We start from the raw sequence: 20,679 nt of genomic DNA, 5'->3' as shown, positions 1-20,679 counted from the left end.
ACTAGAAATTTGACGTGAGCGCGGTTCGATGCGGCGGTCTGAAAAGCGCCTGGCGCAATCAGCCCGTCCGATTGAAAGCCTCCGAGCCTGGCGGGCGGCCGGCGAATGCAGATTCGCGGTACCCGTCGCAACGCTCCTCGAAGACGAACGGCGATTGTAGCAAATCGAGATGAACTCGGGGTGACGGGGCCGGGCGAGCCTCAGGTCGGCGCCACGGCACCGCCGGGCAGGTTCGGCATATTCAACGTGCGCAATTGCTCCATACTGGTTCTCGCCGCCGCAACAAACAGGCCGGACAGCCGGAAAACTTCCTCGACGTCGGCCCGGTTCGGCGTCTGCATCCCGAAACAGATGCGGAAATAGCGCTCGGCATGGATGCGCGGGTGGTAATGCATGCGCACGCGTTTGGCGTCGTGCAGGCGCGGGTTGCCGAACAACTGGCTCAACGCCCAGGAAAACGCGCCGTCTTCGCCGCCGTGGAGCCGGAAGAAATCGTCGATTGGAAAACCGCCGAATGCCGCATAAACCGGCCGGCGAATCACCAGACTGCTCGGCACCGTATTGCTCAGCGTCGCGGCGTGCTCTGCGAATTGCGGATGGGCAACGAGTTCAGCCGGGAAACCCGCGTATTCGACATCGAACCGGATCGAGGCTTCGGTGGGATGCTGCTCGAGAAAGTCGCTCGCGGCTGCGAGTGCGCCGGGAAAATACTCGTCGTCGGCGTCGATGAAGGCCAGCAGGGGTTGCGTGGCGTGCATCGCCCCCCAGTTGCGCGCCCGCGCGGCGCCGCCATTGTTGGGCATCCTCAGCAAACCAACGCGCCGGTCGCGCTCGCCGTAGTGACGCACCACGTCGGACGAGGCGTCGTTCGAACCGTCGTCCACGACGATGATCTGCGCGGCCTCCGGCTGGATCACGCAGCTATCGAGCGTGCGCGCGAGGGTCGCAGCCGCGTTATAGCAGGGAATGATGATCGAAACGGGCAGCATGATAAATACGCAAAAGCCGGAAAAGCGCGGCTAAAAGGACTGGAGACGCGGACCAACGATGCGGGCCTGAAATACGGGCTTGAAAGACGGCTAAAGCTGAAATTCATCATAGCATGGCCGTTGCGGGGCTTATCTTGAAAGCGCGGACTGCGGCAATGGCAAAACATGGCGCGAAATAATCCAAACGATTTTTCATAAGCGAGTATATGGATTGCGCCACGGCATAAATATAATGACTTATCTTTGCTTAAACCATTCCATCCTGGAATTCTGGAGCCTGGACTCGTGGAACTTCGTGCCCTCCGCTATTTCGTCGAAGTCGTGCGTCAGCAGAGCTTCACTGCCGCCGCCGAGCAGATGTTCGTCACCCAGCCGACCATCAGCAAGATGGTGAAATCGCTGGAAGATGAGATCGGCTCGCCGCTGTTGCTGCGCGACGGCCGCCAGATGGTTCTCACCGACGCCGGGCGCATCGTTTATCAGCGCGGCCAGGACGTGCTCGCCGCGCATGCGCGTCTGCAGGCCGAGCTCAACGATCTCGACACGCTCGGACGCGGCGAGTTGGCCATCGGCATTCCACCGATGGGCGGCTCGCTGTTCACACCGGCGATTGCCGCGTTTCGCCAGCGCCATCCGAAGATCGAACTGAAGCTGTTCGAACAGGGTTCGCGCGCCATCGAAGCGGCGCTGATCAACGGCGAGCTGGAATTGGGCGGCGTGCTGCAACCGGTGGACGCCGAGCACATCGAGGTGTTGCCGATGACGCACCAGTTACTCTGGCTAGTCGCACGCCACGGCTCGCGCTGGGACGAGTTGCAGCAGGTGCCGCTCGTCGAACTCGCGGCCGAACCGTTCGTGTTCTACGGCGAAAGCCTCGCCCTCAACGACGTGGTCCTCAACGCATGCCGCACAGCCGGCTTCACGCCGACCATCGTCGGACGCAGCGGCCACTGGGATTTCATGGCGGCGCTGGTGCTGGCCGGCGTCGGTATTGCACTGTTGCCCGCACCCTACTGCCGACGGCTCGATGCCACGCAATTCACCTGCCGTCCGGTAATCGCGCCTGAGATTCCGTGGGAAATGGCGATCGGCTGGCGGCGCAACGGCTATCTGTCCCACGCGGCGCGGGCGTGGCTCGACGTGGCGCGCGAGACATTGCGGACGCAGACCGGGGACGATCTGATGCACTGGCCTGATATCGGGATCACCGGCGCGGCGCCGCTGGATCCGTCCAAATGAAACATGCCGCCGGGCTTGCGCCGGGCGGCATGTTTCACAGTCAGGCGCGCAGACCGTGCGCGCCGTGTTCACCTGTGCGGTTTACTGTTGCGGCGCTTGCTCGCCGTCGACGAACTCGATGCGGCGGTTCGCGAAGCGGCCGCTCGCCGTGTCGTTGCTCGCCACCGGACGCACATCGCCATAGCCTTGCGCGACCAGCGAGTCAGCCGGCACACCGGTCTTGACGAGGAACGCGCGAACCGCTTCGGCGCGCTTCTTCGACAGTTGCAGATTCGCCTGGGCGCCGCCGACGTTGTCCGAGTAGCCGGCCACTTCGAGTTTCGCTGCCTTGCCGTTGTGCGCGCAGGCCATCAGCACCTGGGCCGACTGGTGCAGATCCTCGACTGCCGTTGCCGGCACATTGGCGCTGGCGCTCGCAAAATTGATGACCTGCAGGTTCAGCACCTTGACGACATCGGCCACGGCGCACGAGCTATCCGGCGCGAGCAGGCCCTTGATGGCGCTGCGGAAGGTCTGCGTCGCGTCGGCCACGGCCTGGTCCACGTTGAACGCGCCGATCTGGTACGACGCGCCGAACAGCGACTTCAGGCGATCCAGCCAGCCGAGTTTGGCATTTGCCGCGGTACCGCTCAGCTCGACGTGCGTGCCGTCGACCTTCACTTCCGCGCCCGGCAAGGCCAGCAGCGGCATCAGGCCATCAAGGTGCGAGAGCCAGTCGGACGGCTTCGTGTTCGCATCGACAGTGATGTCCGCGCTGAAGTGGTCGGCACCGAACTTCTTCGTCAATGCGTCGAGCAAGGCGGCTTTTTCAGCCTCGCTGCCAACCGTTGCGGTCAGCGCCGGCTTACCTTCGTGATCGACCTTGAAGGTCAACTGGCTGTCTTTCGTGGGTGCCGGAGCGGCGGCCGGCTGTTGCGCCTGACCGGCGCTTGCGGCAGCAGCCGACGCAGCCGTGTCCGAAGCAGCCGTGTCCGAAGCAGCCGGAGCTGAAGCCGCCGGGGCCGAAGCAGCGGTATCCGAGGCAGCCGGGGCTGAAGCCGCGGCGTCGCTTGCCGCCACGACCGGCGCGGAAGCGGCGACCACAGGCGCCGATGCTTCCTGCGGGGCCGGAGCCGCGACTTCGGCGGTCTGCTCATGGTTGCAGCCGCGCAGGAACAGGAACGCGAGCACCGCCGCAATCGCGGCGAGCAGCCACCACAGCCACGCGCGGGAACGCGGTTCGTCGCGCAGCACCGCGTCGACCGGCACGCGCGGCGCAGGCTGGGCGGCTTGAGCCGGTTGCGCAGGCGATGCGGCCGGCGCGACCGGCACGGCCGGCGCAACCGGATGGTCGATATGCGCCGAAACCGCTTTCAGTTGCGCCAGCACATTGCCCATGAACGCGGCGACGCTGCCGAGACCCAGCGCCGACAGCAGGCCGTCATTCAGGTACGGAGCGATATTCGGCAACTGGTGGCCAAGCAGGGTCGGCAGTTGTCCGACGCCGCCTTGCCCTTCGAGGAAATGGCGCTTCAGCACGCCGAACACGGTGGCGCTGACAATGCCCGTCAGTGCATGCGTCGACACCGACGGCACGCCGGTTTGCGCGGTAATCGTATCGCTCAGCCCGTCGACGCGGTGATCCGTCACGCGCGCCAGCAATTGCCGGCCGGCGCCTTCGAGCTGGCTCAAGCCACCGGTGGTGCTGAGCAGTTGCGGCAGTTGTTCGGTAATGTGCGAGTTGACTTCCGGCGCCATGATCGTCGCGAACAGCGAGCGTGCGCCTTCCAGCGTGGCGCCCTTATGCATCATTGCGGCAACCACAGCCGGCGCGGCCGCGCTAATGACCTTGTCGGTCGCCTCGCCCGGCAGGCCAAAGCGGCTGGACAATTGCCGCACCACGCTGTGTGACAGCGCGAATTGGATTAGTTGAATAACATTGATACTCATCGACTCGTTCCTTGAGTGTGTGAACGCGCCACCTGACACGCTCTTTTTCGCCGCGAGAGTATAGGTGCGTGAAAATCTCAGAAATGAATCGGGACGCTTATTTACATAAATTCCGAATTATCTTCAGATAACTCAGAATGAAACTCTGACATGACTTGTCGCGCTCTGGCTTGCCGGGCGTCTTATCTGTAGATCAATCGGAAATTTCAGAATGACGCGCCAGATTAATTCGGTCGCGTTGAGCGGGTTTATCCAGGAAAAGCCATTATTCAGATAGAACAATAAGATTAGTCACCGCGCGGATTGTCGTGATTCATACAACCCGCGCGTCGATCCGTTCAAGCCATGGCCCCCGCATCGATGCCGGCCGGCGCGGCCGCCCCGTTCCGCCGCGCCGCCACGATAAAGTCGGCGGCCCGCTCACCGATCATGACCGTCGGCGCATTCGTATTGCCGCCGATCAGCGTCGGCATCACCGACGCATCGACGACCCGCAAGCCCGTCACGCCACGCACGCGCAAGAGCGGGTCGACCACGGCGGCCGGGTCGCTGCCCATCCGGCAGGTCGCAACCGGGTGATAGATCGTGTCGGCGCGCCTGGCAATGGTCTCGCGCAGCTCCTCGCGGCTCTGTCCCGGATACGTGTACAACTCCTTGCCGCCATGCACCGCCAGCGACGGTGCATCGAGAATCCGCCGCGCGATCCGCGCGCCGTCGAGCAGCAGATCCAGATCGCGCGGGTCGCTCAGGAAGCGCGGATCGATCACCGGCGCGTCGCGCATGTCCGCGCTGGCGAGCGTCACCGTGCCGCGGCTATGCGGACGCAGCACGCACACGTGCAGCGAATAACCGTGGCCCCAGTGCAAATGGCGGCTATGGTCGTCGACGAGGGCCGTGCAGAAGTGCAGTTGCAGATCCGGCCGCTCGAGCGTGGGCCGGCTCTTCAGAAAACCGCCCGCTTCCGCGACGTTGCTGGACAGCATGCCCGTGCCGTGCCGCATGAAGCTGACGAACTGCGGCAGCATGCGGGCGATGCCGCGCACCGAAAAGCCGATCGGCCCGATCGACGCCACCCGCTTGTTGAAGGTGAAATCGACATGGTCAATCAGGTTCTGGCCGACCTGCGGCGCATCGTGAATCACCGGCACGCCGAAGCCTTGCAGATGCGCGGCCGGGCCGATTCCCGAGCACATCAGCAACTGCGGCGAATTGAATGCGCCGGCCGCGAGCACGACTTCCGCTCGCGCCTCAAGCATCTCGGTGCGCCCGCCGCGCACGATTTCGACGCCGCTCGCGCGCTTGCCGTCGAAGCTCACGCGCAGCACGGTGGTGTCGGCCAGGGTGTGCAGATTGGCCCGCTCGCGTCCGTAGATATAGGCGCGCGCCACACTGCAACGCCGTCCCTCGCGCTGCGTGACCTGATAGAAGCCGACGCCCTCCTGGTTCTCGCCGTTGAAGTCGGCATTGGCGCGGTAGCCCGCTTCGAGCGCGGCCCGCACGAAGCGCTCCGAAAACGGATTGCGATAGCGCAGATCGCTGACGGTAAGCGGCCCGTCCGCGCCATGGAACGCATCCGCGCCGCGCTGGTTGCCTTCGGCGCGGCGAAAATACGGCAGCACATCGGACCACGCCCAGCCCTCGCAGCCGAGTTGCGCCCATTCGTCGTAATCGAGCGGATGACCGCGCGTGTAGATCATGGCGTTGATCGCGCTCGATCCGCCGAAACCGCGTCCGCGTGGCTGATAACCGCGCCGTCCCGCGAGCGCCGGTTGCGGCGTGGTCTCGTAGCCGTAGTTGGTCTTGAGCTTGTTCGGCACCACTGCGGCGACGCCCACCGGCATATTGACGAACAGATTGCGCTCAGTGTGCGGCCCAGCCTCGATCAGCGCGATCGTCGCGTCGGGGCAGGCATCCGCGAGACGGGCCGCCAGCGCACAGCCACCGGAACCCGCACCGACGATGATGTAGTCGTATTGCATACGCGCCTCCTGATTCGGGCCGCGTGACGCGGCCGCCTGTCTCTGTCTTTTTTGGGTGCACACTTGTCTACGTGTGTTTCCTGCGCATTGTAGGGAGCGTTGCGGCCATGCGGCGGGTCCAGGCCAGAGCGATCCCTCTAAACGAAAGCCGTGGCGCGACCCTATGATGAAAGGTGAATTTTTCGCACGGCCGCGCCCTTTCGATGCTGCACCGCACCGTGCAGCACCGTATTCAAACGCGACATGCCGCGTGCTGTCTAACCCGCGCGCGGCACGGCATCCCCCGATAAAACAGGCGCCCCTCGATCACCCCCTGGCGCATCCGGCAAACGGAGACAGCAGATGGAACGGCATGGCCCCGGAACGACTCACGACGTCACCAATCAGGTCCCGCAACTGACGGATTACAACCTGTTTGCCACCGATACCGCCCTCACCGCCGCCCTCGAACGCGACGGCGCCGCATGGCATCGCGAGGCGCTGCTGCGGCACGGCGCGGCCTTGAGCACGCCGCAGACGCTGGCGCTCGCCGAAGCGGCGAACCGCCATACGCCCGAGCTATTCACCTACAGTCCGCGCGGCGAGCGCATCGACGCGCTGGAATTCCACCCGGCGTGGCACAGCCTGCTCGCATTGCTGCGCGGCGAAGGACTACACGCGCTGCCGTTCTCCGATCCGCAGCGCGGCGCGATGGCCGCGCGCTGCGCCGGCTACTTCCTGCACGCGCAACTCGAATCCGGCTCGCTGTGTCCGCTCACCATGACCTTCGCCAGCATTCCGGTGCTGCAGCGCGAACCCGCGCTGTTCGAGACCTTGCGCGAGAAACTCTACGCCCGCGAGCACGACCCGCGTGACCTGCCGCTCACGCAGAAAACTTCGGCGATGATCGGCATGGGCATGACCGAGAAACAGGGCGGCTCGGACGTGCGCAGCAATCAGACCCGCGCTTATGCGACGGGCGGCGGCGCGGGCAGCGGACGCGGCGGCGCCTATCGCCTCGTCGGCCATAAGTGGTTCTTTTCCGCGCCGCAATGCGACGCCCATCTGGTGCTGGCCCGCACCGGCGATCACGAAGGCATCTCCTGCTTCTACGTGCCGCGCTTCGCCCCGGACGACAGCAAAAACGCCGTGCAGATCCAGCGTCTGAAGAACAAGCTCGGCAATCGCTCGAACGCGAGCAGCGAAGTCGAATTTCTCGACGCCTACGGCATTCTGATCGGCGAGGAAGGACGCGGCGTGCCGACCATCATCGAAATGGCGAACTACACGCGGCTCGATTGCGTGATCGGCAGCGCCGCCCTGATGCGCGCCGCGCTCGTGCAGGCGATTCATCATGCGCGGCATCGCAGCGCCTTCGGCCGGCATCTCGCCGAGCAGCCGCTGATGCGCAACGTGCTCGCCGACCTCGCGCTCGAATCCGAAGCCGCGACCGTGCTGTTCATGCGCCTCGCCCGCGCCTTCGAGGACGCCGCCAGCGCGCCACAAGAACGCGCGTGGCGGCGCATCGTCACGCCGGCCGCGAAATACTGGGTATGCAAGCGCGCGCTGGAATTCACCGGCGAGGCCATGGAAGTGTGGGGCGGCAACGGCTACGTCGAAGAAGGGCCGATGGCGCGCTTTTATCGCGAGGCGCCGGTCAATTCGATCTGGGAGGGCTCAGGCAACGTGATGTGTCTCGACGTGTTGCGCGCCATGGAGCGCGAGGCGGATGCCGCGCAGGCCCTCTTTGCCGGCTGGAAAGCCGACGCGCAGGGACATCCGGCGCTGACGGCCGCGCTCGAACGACTCGCCGTCACGTTGCAAAGCGCGCCCGAAACCCGCGAGGCGTCCGCGCGCCGGATCGCCCAGCAGATCGTGCTGACCGCCCAGGCGACGCTGCTCGTGCAACACGCACCGGCGGCCGTGGCCGACGCCTTCATCGCCACACGCCTCGGTGACGGCTGCGGCGAGAGCGGGCGCGTGTACGGCACGTTGCCGTCCACCTTCGATCACGCGGCGATCATCGAGCGGGCCTTTCCGGCCTGAGGCGCAGCCCGCGCGCCGAGCTCCGAGCACCGAGGACGAATCGGTGCACTCGATGATCAGCACACCCATACAAGCGCGGCCAACCGCGCACCGACAACCTGTCAAGGGAGTGGACATGAAGAACGATCTGCCTGAGGTCGCCGCGCTCGAAGCGCTGCTGCGCGAACAGCGCCAGGCTTACCTGCGCGCGCCGTATCCTGCATGGGACAACCGCGCCGCCCACCTGAAAGCCCTGCGTTCGATGCTGCTCGACAACCGCGACGCGCTCGCCGAGGCGATGAGCGCGGACTTCGGCAACCGCGCCAAGGAAGAGGTCCTGCTCGCCGAGTTTCTGGTCCTGAAAGGCGAAATCGACGCCGCCCTCAAACACGTCAAACGCTGGATGAAGCCGCAGCGGCGCAGCACCAACAAGTGGCTGCTGCCGGCGCGCTCCAAAGTGATTCCGCAGCCGCTCGGCGTGGTCGGCATCATCGTGCCGTGGAACTATCCGATTCTGCTGGCCGCCGGTCCGCTGGTGAGCGCGCTCACCGCCGGCAACCGCGCCATCATCAAGATGTCGGAGCTGACGCCGCGCACCTCGGCGCTGTTCGAGCAACTGATCGCTCAGACTTTCGCGCGCGACCACGTCACCGTGGTGAATGGCGACGCCGCGCTCGCCGCCGCTTTCAGCGCGCAGCCGTTCGATCATCTGCTGTTCACCGGTTCGACCAAGGTGGGCCATGAGGTGATGCGCGCCGCCGCCGGGCATCTGACGCCCGTCACGCTGGAACTGGGCGGCAAGTCGCCCGCCATCGTCGGGCCGCATGCCCGCTTCGACAATGCGGTCGACAACCTCGTCGCCGGCAAAACCCTGAATGCCGGGCAGACCTGCGTCGCGCCCGACTACGTGCTGGTGCCGCGCGGCAAGGAGCAGGCCTTCATCGACCGCGCGCGGGCCTGCATGACGCGGATGTATCCGGATTTCGCGCGCAATCGCGACTACACGTCGATCATTTCCGAGCGGCATTTCGCGCGGCTCGAACGTCTCGTGGACGAAGCACAGGCAGCCGGCGCGCAACTGCATCCGCTCAGCGACGGCGCCGCCGACCCGGCGGCGCGCCGCTTCCCGCTCATCGCCATCACCGATGCACCCGAGCAGTCGGCGCTAATGCAGGAGGAAATCTTCGGGCCGCTGCTGCCGATCGTGCCCTACGACACGCTCGACGACGCCATCGCGTGGATCAACGCCCGGCCCCGGCCGCTGGCGCTGTACCTCTACGACGACGATGCCGCCACCATCCGGCGCGTCGAACAGGAGACCATCGCGGGCGGCATGGCAGTCAATGAAACGCTGATGCATCTGGCGTGCGAAAGCCTGCCGTTCGGCGGCGTCGGCGCGAGTGGGATGGGGGCGTACCACGGCTATGAAGGCTTCGTGACCTTCTCGAAGATGAAGCCGGTGCTGACTCAGGCGCGCTGGAACGCGCGGGGATGGATCGCGCCGCCTTACGGCAAGCGCGTCAATGCACTGCTCAAGTTGATGCTGCGGTTTTAATCCTCACAAGCCAAGCCCGCGCGCCACGCAGACTCACAGCCCCTTCGCCTCGACCGGCTCCAGCGCGGTCGCGGCCGGCTCATCCGCCGCGCCGCTTTCCAGCCGGTGCAGCCACGCCAGCAATTCGGCCACCGCCTGATAAAGCTGCGGGGGAATGCGCGCATCCAGATCCACCTGCATCAGCAGCGACACCATTTCGGGCGCCTCGTGGACGTACAGGCCGGCTTCCTTGGCACGCTGGATGATCATTTCCGCGAGCAGGCCGTAGCCTTTGGCGACGACGCGCGGCGCCTGGTCGCTGCCTTGTGAGTCATAGACGAGCGCGGCGGCGCTCTTGCGATGGGTACGGCTCATCACATGTCCCAATCGAAATCGGTCTCGGTCGTCGTGCTCGGCCATTGAGCGCGCTCCGGACGGCCAGGCTGCGACGGACGGGTCGCGCGTTCGGCCCGTTCGGGACGCTGCGCCCGCTCCGTGCGGAAACTGCGGCGCGGCGGCGCGAGGTCGGGCTCGGCGTCCGCCGGCGCCGTGCGCGCATAGGCCGAGGCCGCCGCCTGGGCCGCCGCAGCGGCGGCGGCGTTCGGCGCGCCGGTCGGCACGGCACCGCCCACTTCGCGAATCGACAGGCCGCTCAGTTCGATCCCGGCTGCCGCCAGTCTTTGCCGGAAACCGTCGCTTTGCTCGACGAGGCGCGCGGCCCCCAACGGGCTCGCCAGCACCCGCGCGGCCAGGCGGTTGCCACTGAGCGTCAGTTCGGCGTCGACGGTACCGAGCAGCGGCAACGACAAGGTCAGCCGCGTGCGCCACGGATAGTCTTCCTCAGCGCCCGCGCCGCCGCCGCCGCGCTCCCATTCGTCGCCTTCCTGCTGGATGGTCCAGTCGAATTTCGCGCCCGGCCACGCTTCGCCGGTCCAGCGAAACTGGCCGGTGGCAAGCATGTCGAGCTGCTGGCGCACCAGCGGCACCGTCGCCGCGCTGATCGCCGCGGCCACCGATTGGCTCGCCTGGCTCGGCGCGTCGCTGGTCTGCGTGACGGCGGCGTGCAAGGCGGAACGCTCGGGCTGGGCGGACAGATCCGAAAGTGAATTCGCCAGCACTTCCCCGGCGACGAAGCGCGCGGCCTGAGGCGACTGGATCGTCGCCGCCGGGCGGGCGGCCGTGTTGCCCTCGGGGCCGTTGTTGGCGGTTGGCGTCGAACCGGGCCGGACCGGTTGCGCCGACGCCGAGGCCGAACCCGCGCCGGACTGCGCGCCCGCTTCGGCGTCGGCGGCCCAGTCGAGCGGCAACTGCTCGACGGGATCGAGGAGACGGTTTTGCGGTTCGTTGGCGAGATCGGCGGGGGTGAACTGCCCCGCCAGCCACTGCGCGAGATGGGCTTCGTAGAAGAGACCGCTGCCGGACACGGTCTGTTCGAGCGCCGCGGCCAATGCCGCAACCGGCACCGGCGAAGCGGCCACGCTGGTGGCCGCCGTGGCTGCCGTACCGCTGGCGCTGGCCGTGCCTGCCGCATTAGCGGCGTTACCTGCGGCCGCGGCATTGCCGGCCTGGCCGGTCATCGCATCGAATAAGGGAAGTTCCGCCACCTCGACGTCGATCGCCGGCGCGGCCGGCCAGATCGGCAACTGGCCGAGGATGGCTGTGGCGACGTCGCCACCGGACAGGGCAATCGCGTTGAGGGTCAGCGCCACGGCGGACAAAGCCGTTTGCGCGGAAGCCGGCGGCGGCGCCGGGATCTCGGGCGAGCCGGGCGTGACCGGGGCGTCCGTGCTCAGCGCGGAGGCGCCCGTCTGCGAGGCGCCGGTGGCGCCGGGCGCAATGTTGAGCAGGCTGTCGACCCGGCTCGCAAGCAGCGAAGCGATGGCCGTGTCGATTCCGTTCATGCCGATGTCCTTTGGAGTTCCTGCTGACTGCGCGCGGCTAACGCAGCCAATTTAACGCATCAAAAAAGCTCAGCGGGCTCCGTACAATTCCTTGAGTACCCGGGCCGGCCGGCCGGCAAACAGCGCCGACAGATTCGCCATGCGCGGGTTGGCAAGATCCCGGATCGCCGCGTCGTCCGCCAGGATCTGGCGAATCAGGTCGAATTTGCGCGCGCGCTCCAGTTCGTCGAGCTTCACGCCGGTTTCCGCGTCCTGTAACGAATCGACGAGGTGCCGGTATTCTTCCTGCAACAGCACCAGATCGTTCCACAAGGCGCGTCGGGCCGTCATCAGCATGCGTGCGGAAATCGCTGCGATCGCCTCGTAGCGGGCAAAATATTCTGCGTTCGAAGTCATCTCACACTTTCGGCGGCTGGCTGAGTCGCCATCCGCGCAATCTCCGGGGCAATCCCGATCCACGCTTCTTCAAGCGTGGCAAGCAGGCGATCGACTTCGACCAGCATCGCTTCGCTCTGCTTTACGTTGGCTTCGAACAAACGACGCGTCATATAGGCATACAACGCGTTCAGACGTTCACCGATCTCACCGCCCGCTTCGACGTTGAGCGACGCCTGCAGCCCGCTTTCGATAATCCGGATCGCCTTGCTGATCGCCTCCCCGCGTGCAGCCACCGACGTGACGCTACCCTGTTGCAGGTGCATGCGCGCCTGGGCGATGGCCTGGCGGGCGCCCTGGTACAGCATCACGATCAGACGATGAGGATTCGCACCCATCACCCCTGTCTCGACGCCGACACGTGCGTATGCGTTGGCTCCAGCGTGTCCTGGGGAAAACATCGGCGCTCCTCCTTTACTGCGGATTCGGAAAGTATGAGATGGCACACCGGGCGCACTGCGCTCGGCATCCTGCCTCTACCTGGTTATCGGATGGGCAACCGAAAAGCTTTAGGCCGCTGTAAGGAGGTTTAAGGCGAATCTGCGTAAAAATCGGCAAGAGGGCATGCAGATTTGGCGCGCCACGGCTCCCGGCCGCGAGCCCCCGCCCGCGCGCCGTTCACCTGTGCCGGTCCGCAAGCGGAGCGGCCACCAGCCATCGCTTCAGACCGACATCTGCATGATGTCGCTATAGGCGGAGACCAGCTTGTTGCGCACCTGCAGGCCGAACTGGAAACCCAGGCTGGCTTTCTGCCCGTCGATCATCACGTCGTTCAGCGACACGTTGGGCGAGCCGACTTCGAACGCCTTGGCTTCGCCGGCGGCGGCTTTCTGGTCGTCGCTGATCTTGTCGAGCGACGCCTTGAGCGCCGAGGCGAAACCGCCTGATTCTGCCGCTCCGGCCTGATCCGCCACCGATTCGGTGCCGCCGGCGGCCTGCGCGGCCATCGCCTGCATTTGCTGCAGCGCCGACGAGAGCGCGTTCACGGGCATTGTCATTGTTCTCTCCAGAAGGAAGGTCGAGCGGCCCAGCAGCGCTAGCGGGAGACTTGGCTGCCGCAGTGACGCCTGCCGATCTGACCGAGAGAATATCAGCGGGCCTCTTTCGAAAGCCTCGAAACTAGGGGGGAAACCCTGCTCTATTCGGCCAATCGGGTTACCCGCGCCTGCGCATAATTCCAATGGTGAAAGTCTCTGTCTGTGCGCCCTCCGACCCCGGTGCGGCGGCAAGCGGCAGGACCCAAGGCATCCCGGAGATACCCGACGCATGGATTCGTCAGCCAACTCGTTGATCAACCCCGACGCCCGTATGGGCCTCGCCGGCGCGCAAGCGCCTGGCGGTGCGGCCGCCGCCGGCCAGTCCGGCGGAGCCGCAGACCTCGGCGGTGGAGGTCTCGGCGGCAACTTTACGCAGCGCCTGTCCGGCCTGACCCAGATGCGCGGCAACCCGCGTGCGCCGCTGATTTTCGCGGTCGCCGTGCTGGTGGCCGTGGTGGTCGGCCTATGGCTCTGGTCGCGCGCCCCGGATTACAAGGTGCTGTACAGCAACCTGTCGGATCAGGACGGCGGCTCGATCATCACCGCGCTGCAGGCGGCCAACATCCCCTATAAGTTCTCCGACGGCGGCGGCGCGATTCTGGTGCCGTCCGATCAGGTGCACGAAATGCGCCTGCGCCTCGCTTCGCAAGGTCTGCCGAAGAGCGGCTCGGTCGGTTTCGAACTGATGGATAACGAGAAGTTCGGCATCAGCCAGTTCGCCGAGCAGGTGAATTACCAGCGCGCGCTGGAAGGCGAGCTCGAACGCACCATCGAAGCGGTCAATGCCGTGAAGACGGCGCGCGTGCATCTGGCGATTCCGAAGCCCTCCGTGTTCGTGCGCGACCACGAAACGCCGTCGGCCGCCGTGCTGGTGAATCTGTATCCGGGCCGCATGCTCGACGAAGGCCAGGTCAACGCGATTACCCATATGGTGGCGTCGGCGGTGCCGGAAATGCCGGCCCACGGCGTGACGATCGTCGACCAGGACGGCAACCTGCTGACCCAGCCGCCGTCCGGCGCCGGTCTCGACGCCACGCAGCTCAAATACGTGCAGCAGGTCGAACACAACACCCAGCAGCGCATCGATGCGATCCTCGCGCCGCTGTTCGGCGCCGGCAATGCGCATTCGCAGGTGAGCGCGGACGTCGATTTCTCGCAGGTCGAACAGACTTCCGAGAACTACGCGCCGAACGCCAATCCGACCCAGGCCGCGATCCGCAGCCAGCAGACCAGCACCGACACGGAACTGTCGCAAGGCGGCGCCTCCGGCGTGCCGGGCGCGCTTTCGAACCAGCCGCCGCAGCCCGCCTCCGCGCCGATCAATGCACCGAATGGCGCGAGCGAAGCAAATTCGACGCCGGTCAGCGACCGCAAGGACGCGACCACCAACTACGAGCTCGACAAGACCGTGCGCCACGTCCAGCAGTCGATGGGCAACGTCAAGCGGCTGTCGGTGGCAGTGGTGGTGAACTACATGCGCGTCGTGGATGCCAAGGGCCACGCGACCATGCAGCCGATGACGCAGGAAATGAACGCCCAGGTCACCCAGCTGGTGAAGGATGCAATGGGCTACAGCGCGCAGCGCGGCGACTCGGTGAACGTGGTCAACAGCGCTTTCACCACCGACGTCGACCCGAGCGCGAACCTGCCGTGGTGGCGCACACCGGACATGATCGCGCTCGCCAAGCAGTTGGCGACGTATCTGGGCATCGGCGCCGTCGCCCTGTTCCTGTACTTCGTGATGGTCAAGCCGGCCCTGCGCCGCGCCTTCCCGGCGCCGGTGCCGGTCAGCGCGGCGCTGCCCTCGCCGGATGAGCCGATCCTGCTCGACGGCATACCGGCAGCCGAACGCGCCGGCAACGCGGCGCGCGAGGACGACGGCGAGTCCGACCTCATGTCGCTCGAAAGCGATAAGCACAAATTCGAACGGAACCTGGAATATGCACGCAACATTGCGCGCCAGGATCCGAAGATCGTAGCAACTGTCGTCAAGAACTGGGTGTCCGATGAGCGCTGAAGGCGTGATGAAGAGCGCGCTCCTGCTGATGTCGATCGGCGAGGAAGAAGCCGCGCAGGTGTTCAAGTTTCTGGGGCCGCGCGAGGTCCAGAAGATCGGCGTCGCCATGGCCGCGCTGAAGAACGTGACGCGCGAACAGGTCGACGAGGTGCTGCACGACTTCGTCCGCGAGGCCGAGCAGCACACGGCCCTGTCGCTCGATTCGAGCGAGTACATCCGTTCGGTGCTGACCAAGGCGCTCGGCGACGACAAGGCCGGCGCGATCATCGACCGGATCCTGCAGGGCAGCGACACGAGCGGCATCGAAGGCCTGAAGTGGATGGATTCCGCCGCGGTGGCCGAGCTGATCAAGAACGAGCACCCGCAGATCATCGCGACCATCCTCGTTCACCTGGACCGCGACCAGGCGTCGGAAATCGTCGCCTGCTTCACCGAACGGCTGCGCAACGACGTGCTGCTGCGCATTGCCACGCTCGACGGCATCCAGCCGGCCGCGCTGCGCGAACTGGACGACGTGCTGACCGGCCTCCTGTCCGGCAGCGACAACCTCAAGCGCAGCCCGATGGGCGGCATCCGCACGGCGGCGGAAATTCTCAACTTCATGTCGAGCAACCACGAAGAAGGCGTGCTCGAAAACGTCCGCCAGTACGACGCGGAACTCGCGCAGAAGATCGTCGATCAGATGTTCGTGTTCGAGAACCTGCTCGATCTGGAAGACCGCGCGATCCAGTTGCTGCTGAAGGAAGTGGAGTCGGAAGCGCTGATCATCTCGCTGAAGGGCGCCCCGCCCGCGCTGCGTCAGAAATTCCTCTCGAACATGTCGCAGCGGGCCGCCGAACTGCTCGCGGAAGACCTCGATGCACGCGGCCCGGTGCGCGTCTCCGAAGTGGAAACGCAGCAACGGCGGATTCTGCAGATCGTGCGCAATCTGGCGGAAAGCGGTCAGATCGTTCTAGGCGGCAAGGCGGAAGATGCATATGTCTGATCAGGATCCCACGCGCAAGGGGAGCCTCTCGGCCTACCAGCGCTGGGAGATGGCCTCGTTCGACCCGGTGCCGCCGGCGCCGCCTGAAGAGGTGGTGGACGACGGCGCCTTCGAAGCCGAACTGCAACGCATGCGCGACGCGGCGCACGCCCAGGGCGTCGCCTCCGGCCATGTGGCCGGCCAGGCGCTCGGCTATCAGGCCGGTTACGATCAGGGTCACGCGCAAGGTTTTGCCCAGGGGCAGGCCGAGGCGCGTGAAGAAGCCGCGCGCCTCGCCGCGCTGGGCGAGACCTTCAAGGCCGCGCTCGAAGGCGCGCAACACGAAATTTCGGAAACCCTGGTGGCGCTCGCGCTGGACATCGCGCAACAGGTGGTGCGCCAGCACGTGCAGCACGACCCGGCCGCGCTGATCGCCGCCGCCCGCGAAGTGCTGGCCGCCGAGCCTGCGCTGACCGGCGCGCCGCATCTGGTGGTGAGCCCGGCCGACCTGCCGGTGGTCGAGGCGTATCTGATGGAAGAATTGCAGGCGCGCGGCTGGTCCGTGCGCACCGACCCGGCGATCGAGCGCGGCGGCTGCCGCGCCCACGCCGGCACCGGCGAAGTGGATGCCGGCATCGACACACGCTGGGAGCGGGTTGCCGCCGCCCTCGGCAAGGCAAGCACATGGTAAAGCCGACCATCGCGGAGATCCGCGCCAGCGACCTGACGCCCCTCGAACGGGAGCTGGCGCTGGCGTCGTTCGGCGTCCAGGGGCTGCCGGACGAACCGCCGGAGCCGTCGCAGCTGGCCAGCGCGCCGCGTCCGGCCGCACCGCGCACAGCCGCGCCGCACGATCCCCGCCACGGTCATTCCACCTCGGCATTCGCCGCCGCCAGCCGCGACGGCGCGCCGGCCGCAGCCGAGGCGCGTCCCGCGCCGAATCCGGCGCTCGCCAACAATCCTTACGTGAACGCCTGGCGTGCCCATCTGGACAGCATGCGCGCGCGTAACGCCATTGCCCGGCCGATGCGCGCCTGCGGCCGCCTCACGCGCGCCGCCGGTCTGGTGCTGGAAGCCGTCGGCCTGCGCCTGTCGGTGGGCGCGGAAGTGATGATCGAACTGCCGGCGGGCAGCTCGCTGCCGATGGCCGAAGCCGAAGTGGTGGGCTTTGCCGGCGACAAGCTGTTCCTGATGCCGACCACCGAGGTGATCGGTCTGCTGCCGGGCGCGCGCGTCTATCCGCTGGAAAGCGCGCCGATCGCCGATCCGATGGCCGGCGCCAAGCGCCTGCCGGTGGGCTGGGAACTGCTCGGCCGCGTGCTCGACGCGTCCGGCCGCCCGCTCGACGGGCTCGGCCCGCTCGGCACCAAAATGGATGCGCCGCTGTCCGCGCCGACCATCAATCCGCTGAACCGCGAGCCGATTCACAAGGTGCTCGACGTCGGCGTGCGCGCGATCAACGCCTTGCTGACGGTGGGCCGCGGCCAGCGCATGGGACTGTTCGCGGGCTCCGGCGTCGGTAAATCGGTACTGCTCGGCACCATGGCGCGCTACACCAGCGCCGAAGTCATCGTGATCGGGCTGATCGGCGAACGCGGCCGCGAAGTGAAGGAATTCATCGAACAGATTCTCGGCGAGGACGGTCTCGCGCGCTCCGTGGTGGTCGCGGCGCCCGCCGACGTATCCCCGTTGCTGCGCATGCAGGCCGCCGCCTATTCGACCTCGCTCGCCGAATATTTCCGCGATCAGGGCAAGCACGTGCTGCTGCTGATGGACTCGCTGACCCGCTATGCGATGGCGCAGCGCGAGATCGCCCTGGCCGTGGGCGAGCCGCCGGCCACCAAGGGTTATCCGCCGTCGGTGTTCGCCAAGCTGCCGGCGCTCGTCGAGCGCACCGGCAATGGCCCGGCGGGTGGCGGATCGATCACCGCGTTCTACACTGTATTGACGGAAGGCGACGACCAGCAGGACCCGATCGCCGATTCGGCGCGCGCGATTCTCGACGGCCATATCGTGCTGTCGCGCTCGCTCGCGGAAGCCGGCCACTATCCGGCCATCGACATCGAAGCCTCGATCAGCCGCGCGATGACGGCGCTGATCGACGAGCCGCATCTGGAAAAGACGCGTCTGTTCAAGCAGATGCTGTCGCGTTACCAGCGTAACCGCGACCTGATCAATGTCGGCGCCTATTCGGCCGGGCGCGACCAGTTACTCGACCGCGCGATCGCGCTGTATCCGCGCATCGAGGCGTTTTTGCAGCAAGGCTTCCGCGAGTGCGCGGAGTTCCAGGCGAGTCTGCAAAGACTCGATGCCCTGTTTGCCCAAGGAGGCTGACGATGGCGAAACACTTTCCTATCAAGACGCTGATCGATCTCGCCCAGGACGACGTGGACGCCGCTGCGCAACGCCTCGGCCGCGCCCAGCGCGAAGCCAGCGAAGTGCAGGCGCAGCTCGACGCGCTGGTGCGCTACCGCGACGAGTACCACTCGCGCTTCAACGCCACCGCGCAAAGCGGCATGCCGGCCGGCAACATGCGTAACTTCCAGGCCTTCATCGACACGCTCGACGCCGCCATCGAACAGCAGCGCAAGCTGTTGCAGGCGGCCTACGCGCGGGTCGAAGCGGCGAAACCGGAATGGCAGCGTCACAAACAGAAGCTAGGCTCATACGAAGTGCTGGCCGCCCGCGGCGACGCGGCGCAAGCCCAGCAGACGGCGCGGCGCGAACAGCGCGACGCCGACGAACACGCAGCACGAATTCTCAGGATGCGCACCGAGGGTGTGTAACCCGGTGCGCCCGCCCTACCGAAAGACCACCTCACCGGCACCGACCGGATTTTGACCGGATTTTGACCGGGTTTACCGGATAGACAGGATCGACCATGTCGCCACTTAGCTATATCAGTTCACTGTTTGGCTCGTCGGGTACTTCGCAGACGAACTCGCCGGTGGACATCGTCAACAGCCAGCCGTTCTCGCAGACCTTGCAGCAGAGCATCGAGTCGCAGAACGAGACGGCGCAAAGCCCGAGCAGCGTCGCGCAAAGCGCCCCGGCGCCTACCCCGACGCCCACGCCCGCGCCGGCACCATCGCCGTCCGCGAGCGCGCCGACACCTGCGCCGTCGAGCCCGCCGAGCTCAGCCAGTACGAACAACGCGAGCAGCGCCGGCAACAACCAGAGCAGCGCGAACAGCAGCAGCGCCGCCGGCAATGGCAACGACAGCAGCACGAATTCGGCCTCATCCACGAGCAACGCGCAGCAGGGCGGCAAGAACGGCGATACCTCGAACGCGCAAGGCAGCGACGGTTCGGGCAATGCGACGACCTCGCCGGCTGCGGCATCGGTAGCGGCGCAACTGGCGGCCCAAGCCCAGTTGCAGGCCCAGGCGGACACCAACGACGCAGCCGTCGACAGCACCGCCTCGCAGAAGGACGCCGCAACGGCTCAGACAGGCGCCACCGGCACCGACGCAACCGATGGCAAGCACCACGGCAAGCACGTCGCCTCAGCGGACTCGAAGTCGGCCAGCGACGCCCTGCAAGCCGCACTCGCCGCGATGACCGGCGCCCAGGGCGCGGTGCCGGTACAGGCCGCGAATGTCGGCGACGCGAACGGCGCAGCGGGCTCGGCGACGGGCGCGAGCGGCGACGCGGGGCTATCGATACACGGCAACGGCAAAAATTCGGCGAACGGTTCGATGCTGGGCGAGGCGAAGAGCAAGCTGGGCGACAAGATGGACCAGACCGCCGCCGCCACCGCCAACACAGCGGACGCGACGAAGAACGCGGCGGACGCACTGGCCGCGACGACCACGGCTGCGGCGCAAGACAGCCTGTCGAGCCAGAACAGTTCGGCGGACGCCGCCAATGCCGCACTGGCGGCAAGCCAGGCGGCGGCCGGCGCATCGGGCTCGACGGCGGCGGCGGAAGAGACCAACCCGGCGGCGCAGGCCGCGGCGGCAAGCACGCTGGCACCGACGGTCGGCACATCGGACTGGGAAGACGCGTTGGGGCAAAAGGTGGTGTTCCTGTCGAACGCGCATCAGCAAAGCGCCGAGCTGACGCTGAATCCGAAGGATCTGGGACCTTTGCAGGTGGTACTGCAGGTGGCCGACAACCACGCGCACGCGCTGTTTGTTTCGCAGCATCCGCAGGTGCGGGAAGCGGTCGAGGCGGCGTTGCCGAAGTTGCGGGAGGCGATGGAGCAAAACGGCATCGGGCTGGGTAGCGCGAGTGTTAGCGATGGATTCGCCAGGCAGACAGGGCAGCAGGATTCGTCTTCCTCCAGAGGGTCGCGGCGTGATGGGGCTTCTGTTGATGGCGTTGCCGCGGGCGGTGATTCCGATTCGGATGCTGTTGTGGCTAATGTGGCTGTCAGGAAGACTGTGGGGTTGGTGGATACGTTTGCCTGATTTTTTGCCTGCCTGCGGTGGCTGGTGGTTTGGTTGTTGTTCTTCTTCTGGCTGTTTTGGCCTTTCCTTGCATTGTTATTGGTTTGCTAGCGATGCCCCTGTGCGGGGCGGCACTTACTTTCTTTGCCGCCGCAAAGAAAGCAACTGTATTGAAGGTCAAGTGTCAGGGGTTCATTCGATCATGATTTCGGCGGACTCCAGGGGGTGGCGTCACGCATCATGGCGTTGAGCCGGATGAGC

17 protein-coding genes and 1 riboswitch are annotated in these 20,679 nt (G+C 66.2%); of the genes, 9 read left to right on the top strand and 8 right to left on the bottom strand.

Annotation, left to right across the window (positions count from 1 at the left end; all coding sequences use genetic code 11):
* Positions 1–9: 9 nt before the first annotated feature.
* Positions 10–145, bottom strand: a riboswitch (S-adenosyl-L-homocysteine riboswitch).
* A 55-nt stretch (positions 146–200) separates the two neighbouring features.
* On the bottom strand, positions 201–989 hold the full coding sequence (locus tag FQ755_RS24485) for a glycosyltransferase family 2 protein (protein ID WP_144157598.1): 789 nt from the start codon (positions 987–989) through the stop codon (positions 201–203).
* A gap of 285 nt (positions 990–1,274) precedes the next feature.
* On the opposite strand from FQ755_RS24485, the gene FQ755_RS24480 reads away from it, so the two are divergent.
* Positions 1,275–2,228 (top strand): LysR family transcriptional regulator, encoded by a 954-nt coding sequence (locus FQ755_RS24480; protein WP_144157597.1) that lies wholly within the window; start codon positions 1,275–1,277, stop codon positions 2,226–2,228.
* An 81-nt stretch (positions 2,229–2,309) separates the two neighbouring features.
* Here FQ755_RS24480 and FQ755_RS24475 read toward each other — a convergent pair whose 3' ends face one another.
* A complete protein-coding gene (locus tag FQ755_RS24475) occupies positions 2,310–4,157 on the bottom strand; it encodes an OmpA family protein (protein ID WP_144157596.1) in 1,848 nt (615 codons plus the stop codon).
* A 338-nt stretch (positions 4,158–4,495) separates the two neighbouring features.
* The gene (locus FQ755_RS24470) at positions 4,496–6,136 is read right to left on the bottom strand and encodes a GMC family oxidoreductase (protein WP_144157595.1); all 1,641 of its coding nucleotides are present in this window, start codon (positions 6,134–6,136) and stop codon (positions 4,496–4,498) included.
* A 342-nt stretch (positions 6,137–6,478) separates the two neighbouring features.
* Between FQ755_RS24470 and FQ755_RS24465 the strand changes: the two genes are divergently transcribed.
* Together FQ755_RS24465 and FQ755_RS24460 are read left to right on the top strand one after the other, a co-directional pair.
* Positions 6,479–8,161, top strand: a complete 1,683-nt coding sequence (locus FQ755_RS24465) for an isovaleryl-CoA dehydrogenase (protein WP_144157594.1) — start codon at positions 6,479–6,481, stop codon at positions 8,159–8,161.
* Between the two features lie 115 nt (positions 8,162–8,276).
* Complete coding sequence (locus FQ755_RS24460) at positions 8,277–9,695, top strand: coniferyl aldehyde dehydrogenase (protein WP_144157593.1); 1,419 nt, start codon at positions 8,277–8,279, stop codon at positions 9,693–9,695.
* Between the two features lie 33 nt (positions 9,696–9,728).
* Here the strand turns inward: FQ755_RS24460 and FQ755_RS24455 are convergent, their stop codons facing one another.
* The 5 genes from FQ755_RS24455 to fliE form a co-directional block, all read right to left on the bottom strand.
* The gene (locus FQ755_RS24455; RefSeq protein WP_144157616.1) at positions 9,729–10,049 is read right to left on the bottom strand and encodes an EscU/YscU/HrcU family type III secretion system export apparatus switch protein; all 321 of its coding nucleotides are present in this window, start codon (positions 10,047–10,049) and stop codon (positions 9,729–9,731) included.
* The gene (locus tag FQ755_RS24450) at positions 10,049–11,575 is read right to left on the bottom strand and encodes a flagellar hook-length control protein FliK (RefSeq protein ID WP_144157592.1); all 1,527 of its coding nucleotides are present in this window, start codon (positions 11,573–11,575) and stop codon (positions 10,049–10,051) included. The genes FQ755_RS24455 and FQ755_RS24450 overlap by 1 nt, the downstream gene beginning before the upstream one ends.
* A 69-nt stretch (positions 11,576–11,644) precedes the next feature.
* Positions 11,645–11,971 (bottom strand): flagellar protein FliT, encoded by a 327-nt coding sequence (locus FQ755_RS24445; RefSeq protein ID WP_144157591.1) that lies wholly within the window; start codon positions 11,969–11,971, stop codon positions 11,645–11,647.
* Positions 11,968–12,411: a flagellar export chaperone FliS gene (fliS, locus tag FQ755_RS24440; RefSeq protein ID WP_144157590.1), complete on the bottom strand. Its 444-nt coding sequence runs from the start codon at positions 12,409–12,411 to the stop codon at positions 11,968–11,970. Before fliS ends, FQ755_RS24445 begins: the two co-directional genes overlap by 4 nt.
* Positions 12,412–12,672: 261 nt before the next feature.
* On the bottom strand, positions 12,673–13,008 hold the full coding sequence (gene fliE, locus FQ755_RS24435; protein WP_144157589.1) for a flagellar hook-basal body complex protein FliE: 336 nt from the start codon (positions 13,006–13,008) through the stop codon (positions 12,673–12,675).
* Between the two features lie 268 nt (positions 13,009–13,276).
* On the opposite strand from fliE, the gene fliF reads away from it, so the two are divergent.
* The 6 genes from fliF to FQ755_RS24405 all read left to right on the top strand — a co-directional run bounded on the left by fliF (position 13,277) and on the right by FQ755_RS24405 (position 20,439).
* The gene (gene fliF, locus FQ755_RS24430) at positions 13,277–15,064 is read left to right on the top strand and encodes a flagellar basal-body MS-ring/collar protein FliF (RefSeq protein ID WP_144157588.1); all 1,788 of its coding nucleotides are present in this window, start codon (positions 13,277–13,279) and stop codon (positions 15,062–15,064) included.
* On the top strand, positions 15,054–16,049 hold the full coding sequence (fliG, locus tag FQ755_RS24425) for a flagellar motor switch protein FliG (RefSeq protein ID WP_144157587.1): 996 nt from the start codon (positions 15,054–15,056) through the stop codon (positions 16,047–16,049). Before fliF ends, fliG begins: the two co-directional genes overlap by 11 nt.
* The gene (gene fliH / locus FQ755_RS24420; protein WP_144157586.1) at positions 16,036–16,719 is read left to right on the top strand and encodes a flagellar assembly protein FliH; all 684 of its coding nucleotides are present in this window, start codon (positions 16,036–16,038) and stop codon (positions 16,717–16,719) included. The genes fliG and fliH overlap by 14 nt, the downstream gene beginning before the upstream one ends.
* The gene (fliI, locus tag FQ755_RS24415; RefSeq protein WP_144157585.1) at positions 16,713–18,362 is read left to right on the top strand and encodes a flagellar protein export ATPase FliI; all 1,650 of its coding nucleotides are present in this window, start codon (positions 16,713–16,715) and stop codon (positions 18,360–18,362) included. The genes fliH and fliI overlap by 7 nt, the downstream gene beginning before the upstream one ends.
* Positions 18,363–18,364: 2 nt before the next feature.
* Entirely contained in the window at positions 18,365–18,814 is a 450-nt protein-coding gene (fliJ, locus tag FQ755_RS24410; protein WP_144157584.1) for a flagellar export protein FliJ, read from the top strand.
* A gap of 95 nt (positions 18,815–18,909) precedes the next feature.
* The gene (locus FQ755_RS24405) at positions 18,910–20,439 is read left to right on the top strand and encodes a flagellar hook-length control protein FliK (RefSeq protein ID WP_144157583.1); all 1,530 of its coding nucleotides are present in this window, start codon (positions 18,910–18,912) and stop codon (positions 20,437–20,439) included.
* Positions 20,440–20,679: the final 240 nt, after the last annotated feature.

Source organism: Paraburkholderia sp. BCC1885 (genome assembly GCF_900996235.1).
Lineage (GTDB): Bacteria > Pseudomonadota > Gammaproteobacteria > Burkholderiales > Burkholderiaceae > Paraburkholderia.
Note: the sequence above shows the minus strand (reverse complement) of the source record. Positions and strands in the feature narration are given on the sequence as shown.

Excerpts from the sequence above, each read along its gene's own strand:
- fliS (WP_144157590.1), bottom strand. The coding sequence starts at position 12,411 with ATGTTTTCCCCAGGACACGCTGGAGCCAACGCATACGCACGTGTCGGC.
- fliI (WP_144157585.1), top strand. The coding sequence starts at position 16,713 with ATGGTAAAGCCGACCATCGCGGAGATCCGCGCCAGCGACCTGACGCCC.
- fliE (WP_144157589.1), bottom strand. The coding sequence starts at position 13,008 with ATGACAATGCCCGTGAACGCGCTCTCGTCGGCGCTGCAGCAAATGCAG.
- FQ755_RS24455 (WP_144157616.1), bottom strand. The coding sequence starts at position 10,049 with ATGAGCCGTACCCATCGCAAGAGCGCCGCCGCGCTCGTCTATGACTCA.
- fliG (WP_144157587.1), top strand. The coding sequence starts at position 15,054 with ATGAGCGCTGAAGGCGTGATGAAGAGCGCGCTCCTGCTGATGTCGATC.
- FQ755_RS24445 (WP_144157591.1), bottom strand. The coding sequence starts at position 11,971 with ATGACTTCGAACGCAGAATATTTTGCCCGCTACGAGGCGATCGCAGCG.
- FQ755_RS24460 (WP_144157593.1), top strand. The coding sequence starts at position 8,277 with ATGAAGAACGATCTGCCTGAGGTCGCCGCGCTCGAAGCGCTGCTGCGC.
- FQ755_RS24465 (WP_144157594.1), top strand. The coding sequence starts at position 6,479 with ATGGAACGGCATGGCCCCGGAACGACTCACGACGTCACCAATCAGGTC.
- fliH (WP_144157586.1), top strand. The coding sequence starts at position 16,036 with ATGCATATGTCTGATCAGGATCCCACGCGCAAGGGGAGCCTCTCGGCC.
- FQ755_RS24470 (WP_144157595.1), bottom strand. The coding sequence starts at position 6,136 with ATGCAATACGACTACATCATCGTCGGTGCGGGTTCCGGTGGCTGTGCG.
- FQ755_RS24475 (WP_144157596.1), bottom strand. The coding sequence starts at position 4,157 with ATGAGTATCAATGTTATTCAACTAATCCAATTCGCGCTGTCACACAGC.
- fliJ (WP_144157584.1), top strand. The coding sequence starts at position 18,365 with ATGGCGAAACACTTTCCTATCAAGACGCTGATCGATCTCGCCCAGGAC.
- FQ755_RS24485 (WP_144157598.1), bottom strand. The coding sequence starts at position 989 with ATGCTGCCCGTTTCGATCATCATTCCCTGCTATAACGCGGCTGCGACC.
- fliF (WP_144157588.1), top strand. The coding sequence starts at position 13,277 with ATGGATTCGTCAGCCAACTCGTTGATCAACCCCGACGCCCGTATGGGC.
- FQ755_RS24405 (WP_144157583.1), top strand. The coding sequence starts at position 18,910 with ATGTCGCCACTTAGCTATATCAGTTCACTGTTTGGCTCGTCGGGTACT.
- FQ755_RS24450 (WP_144157592.1), bottom strand. The coding sequence starts at position 11,575 with ATGAACGGAATCGACACGGCCATCGCTTCGCTGCTTGCGAGCCGGGTC.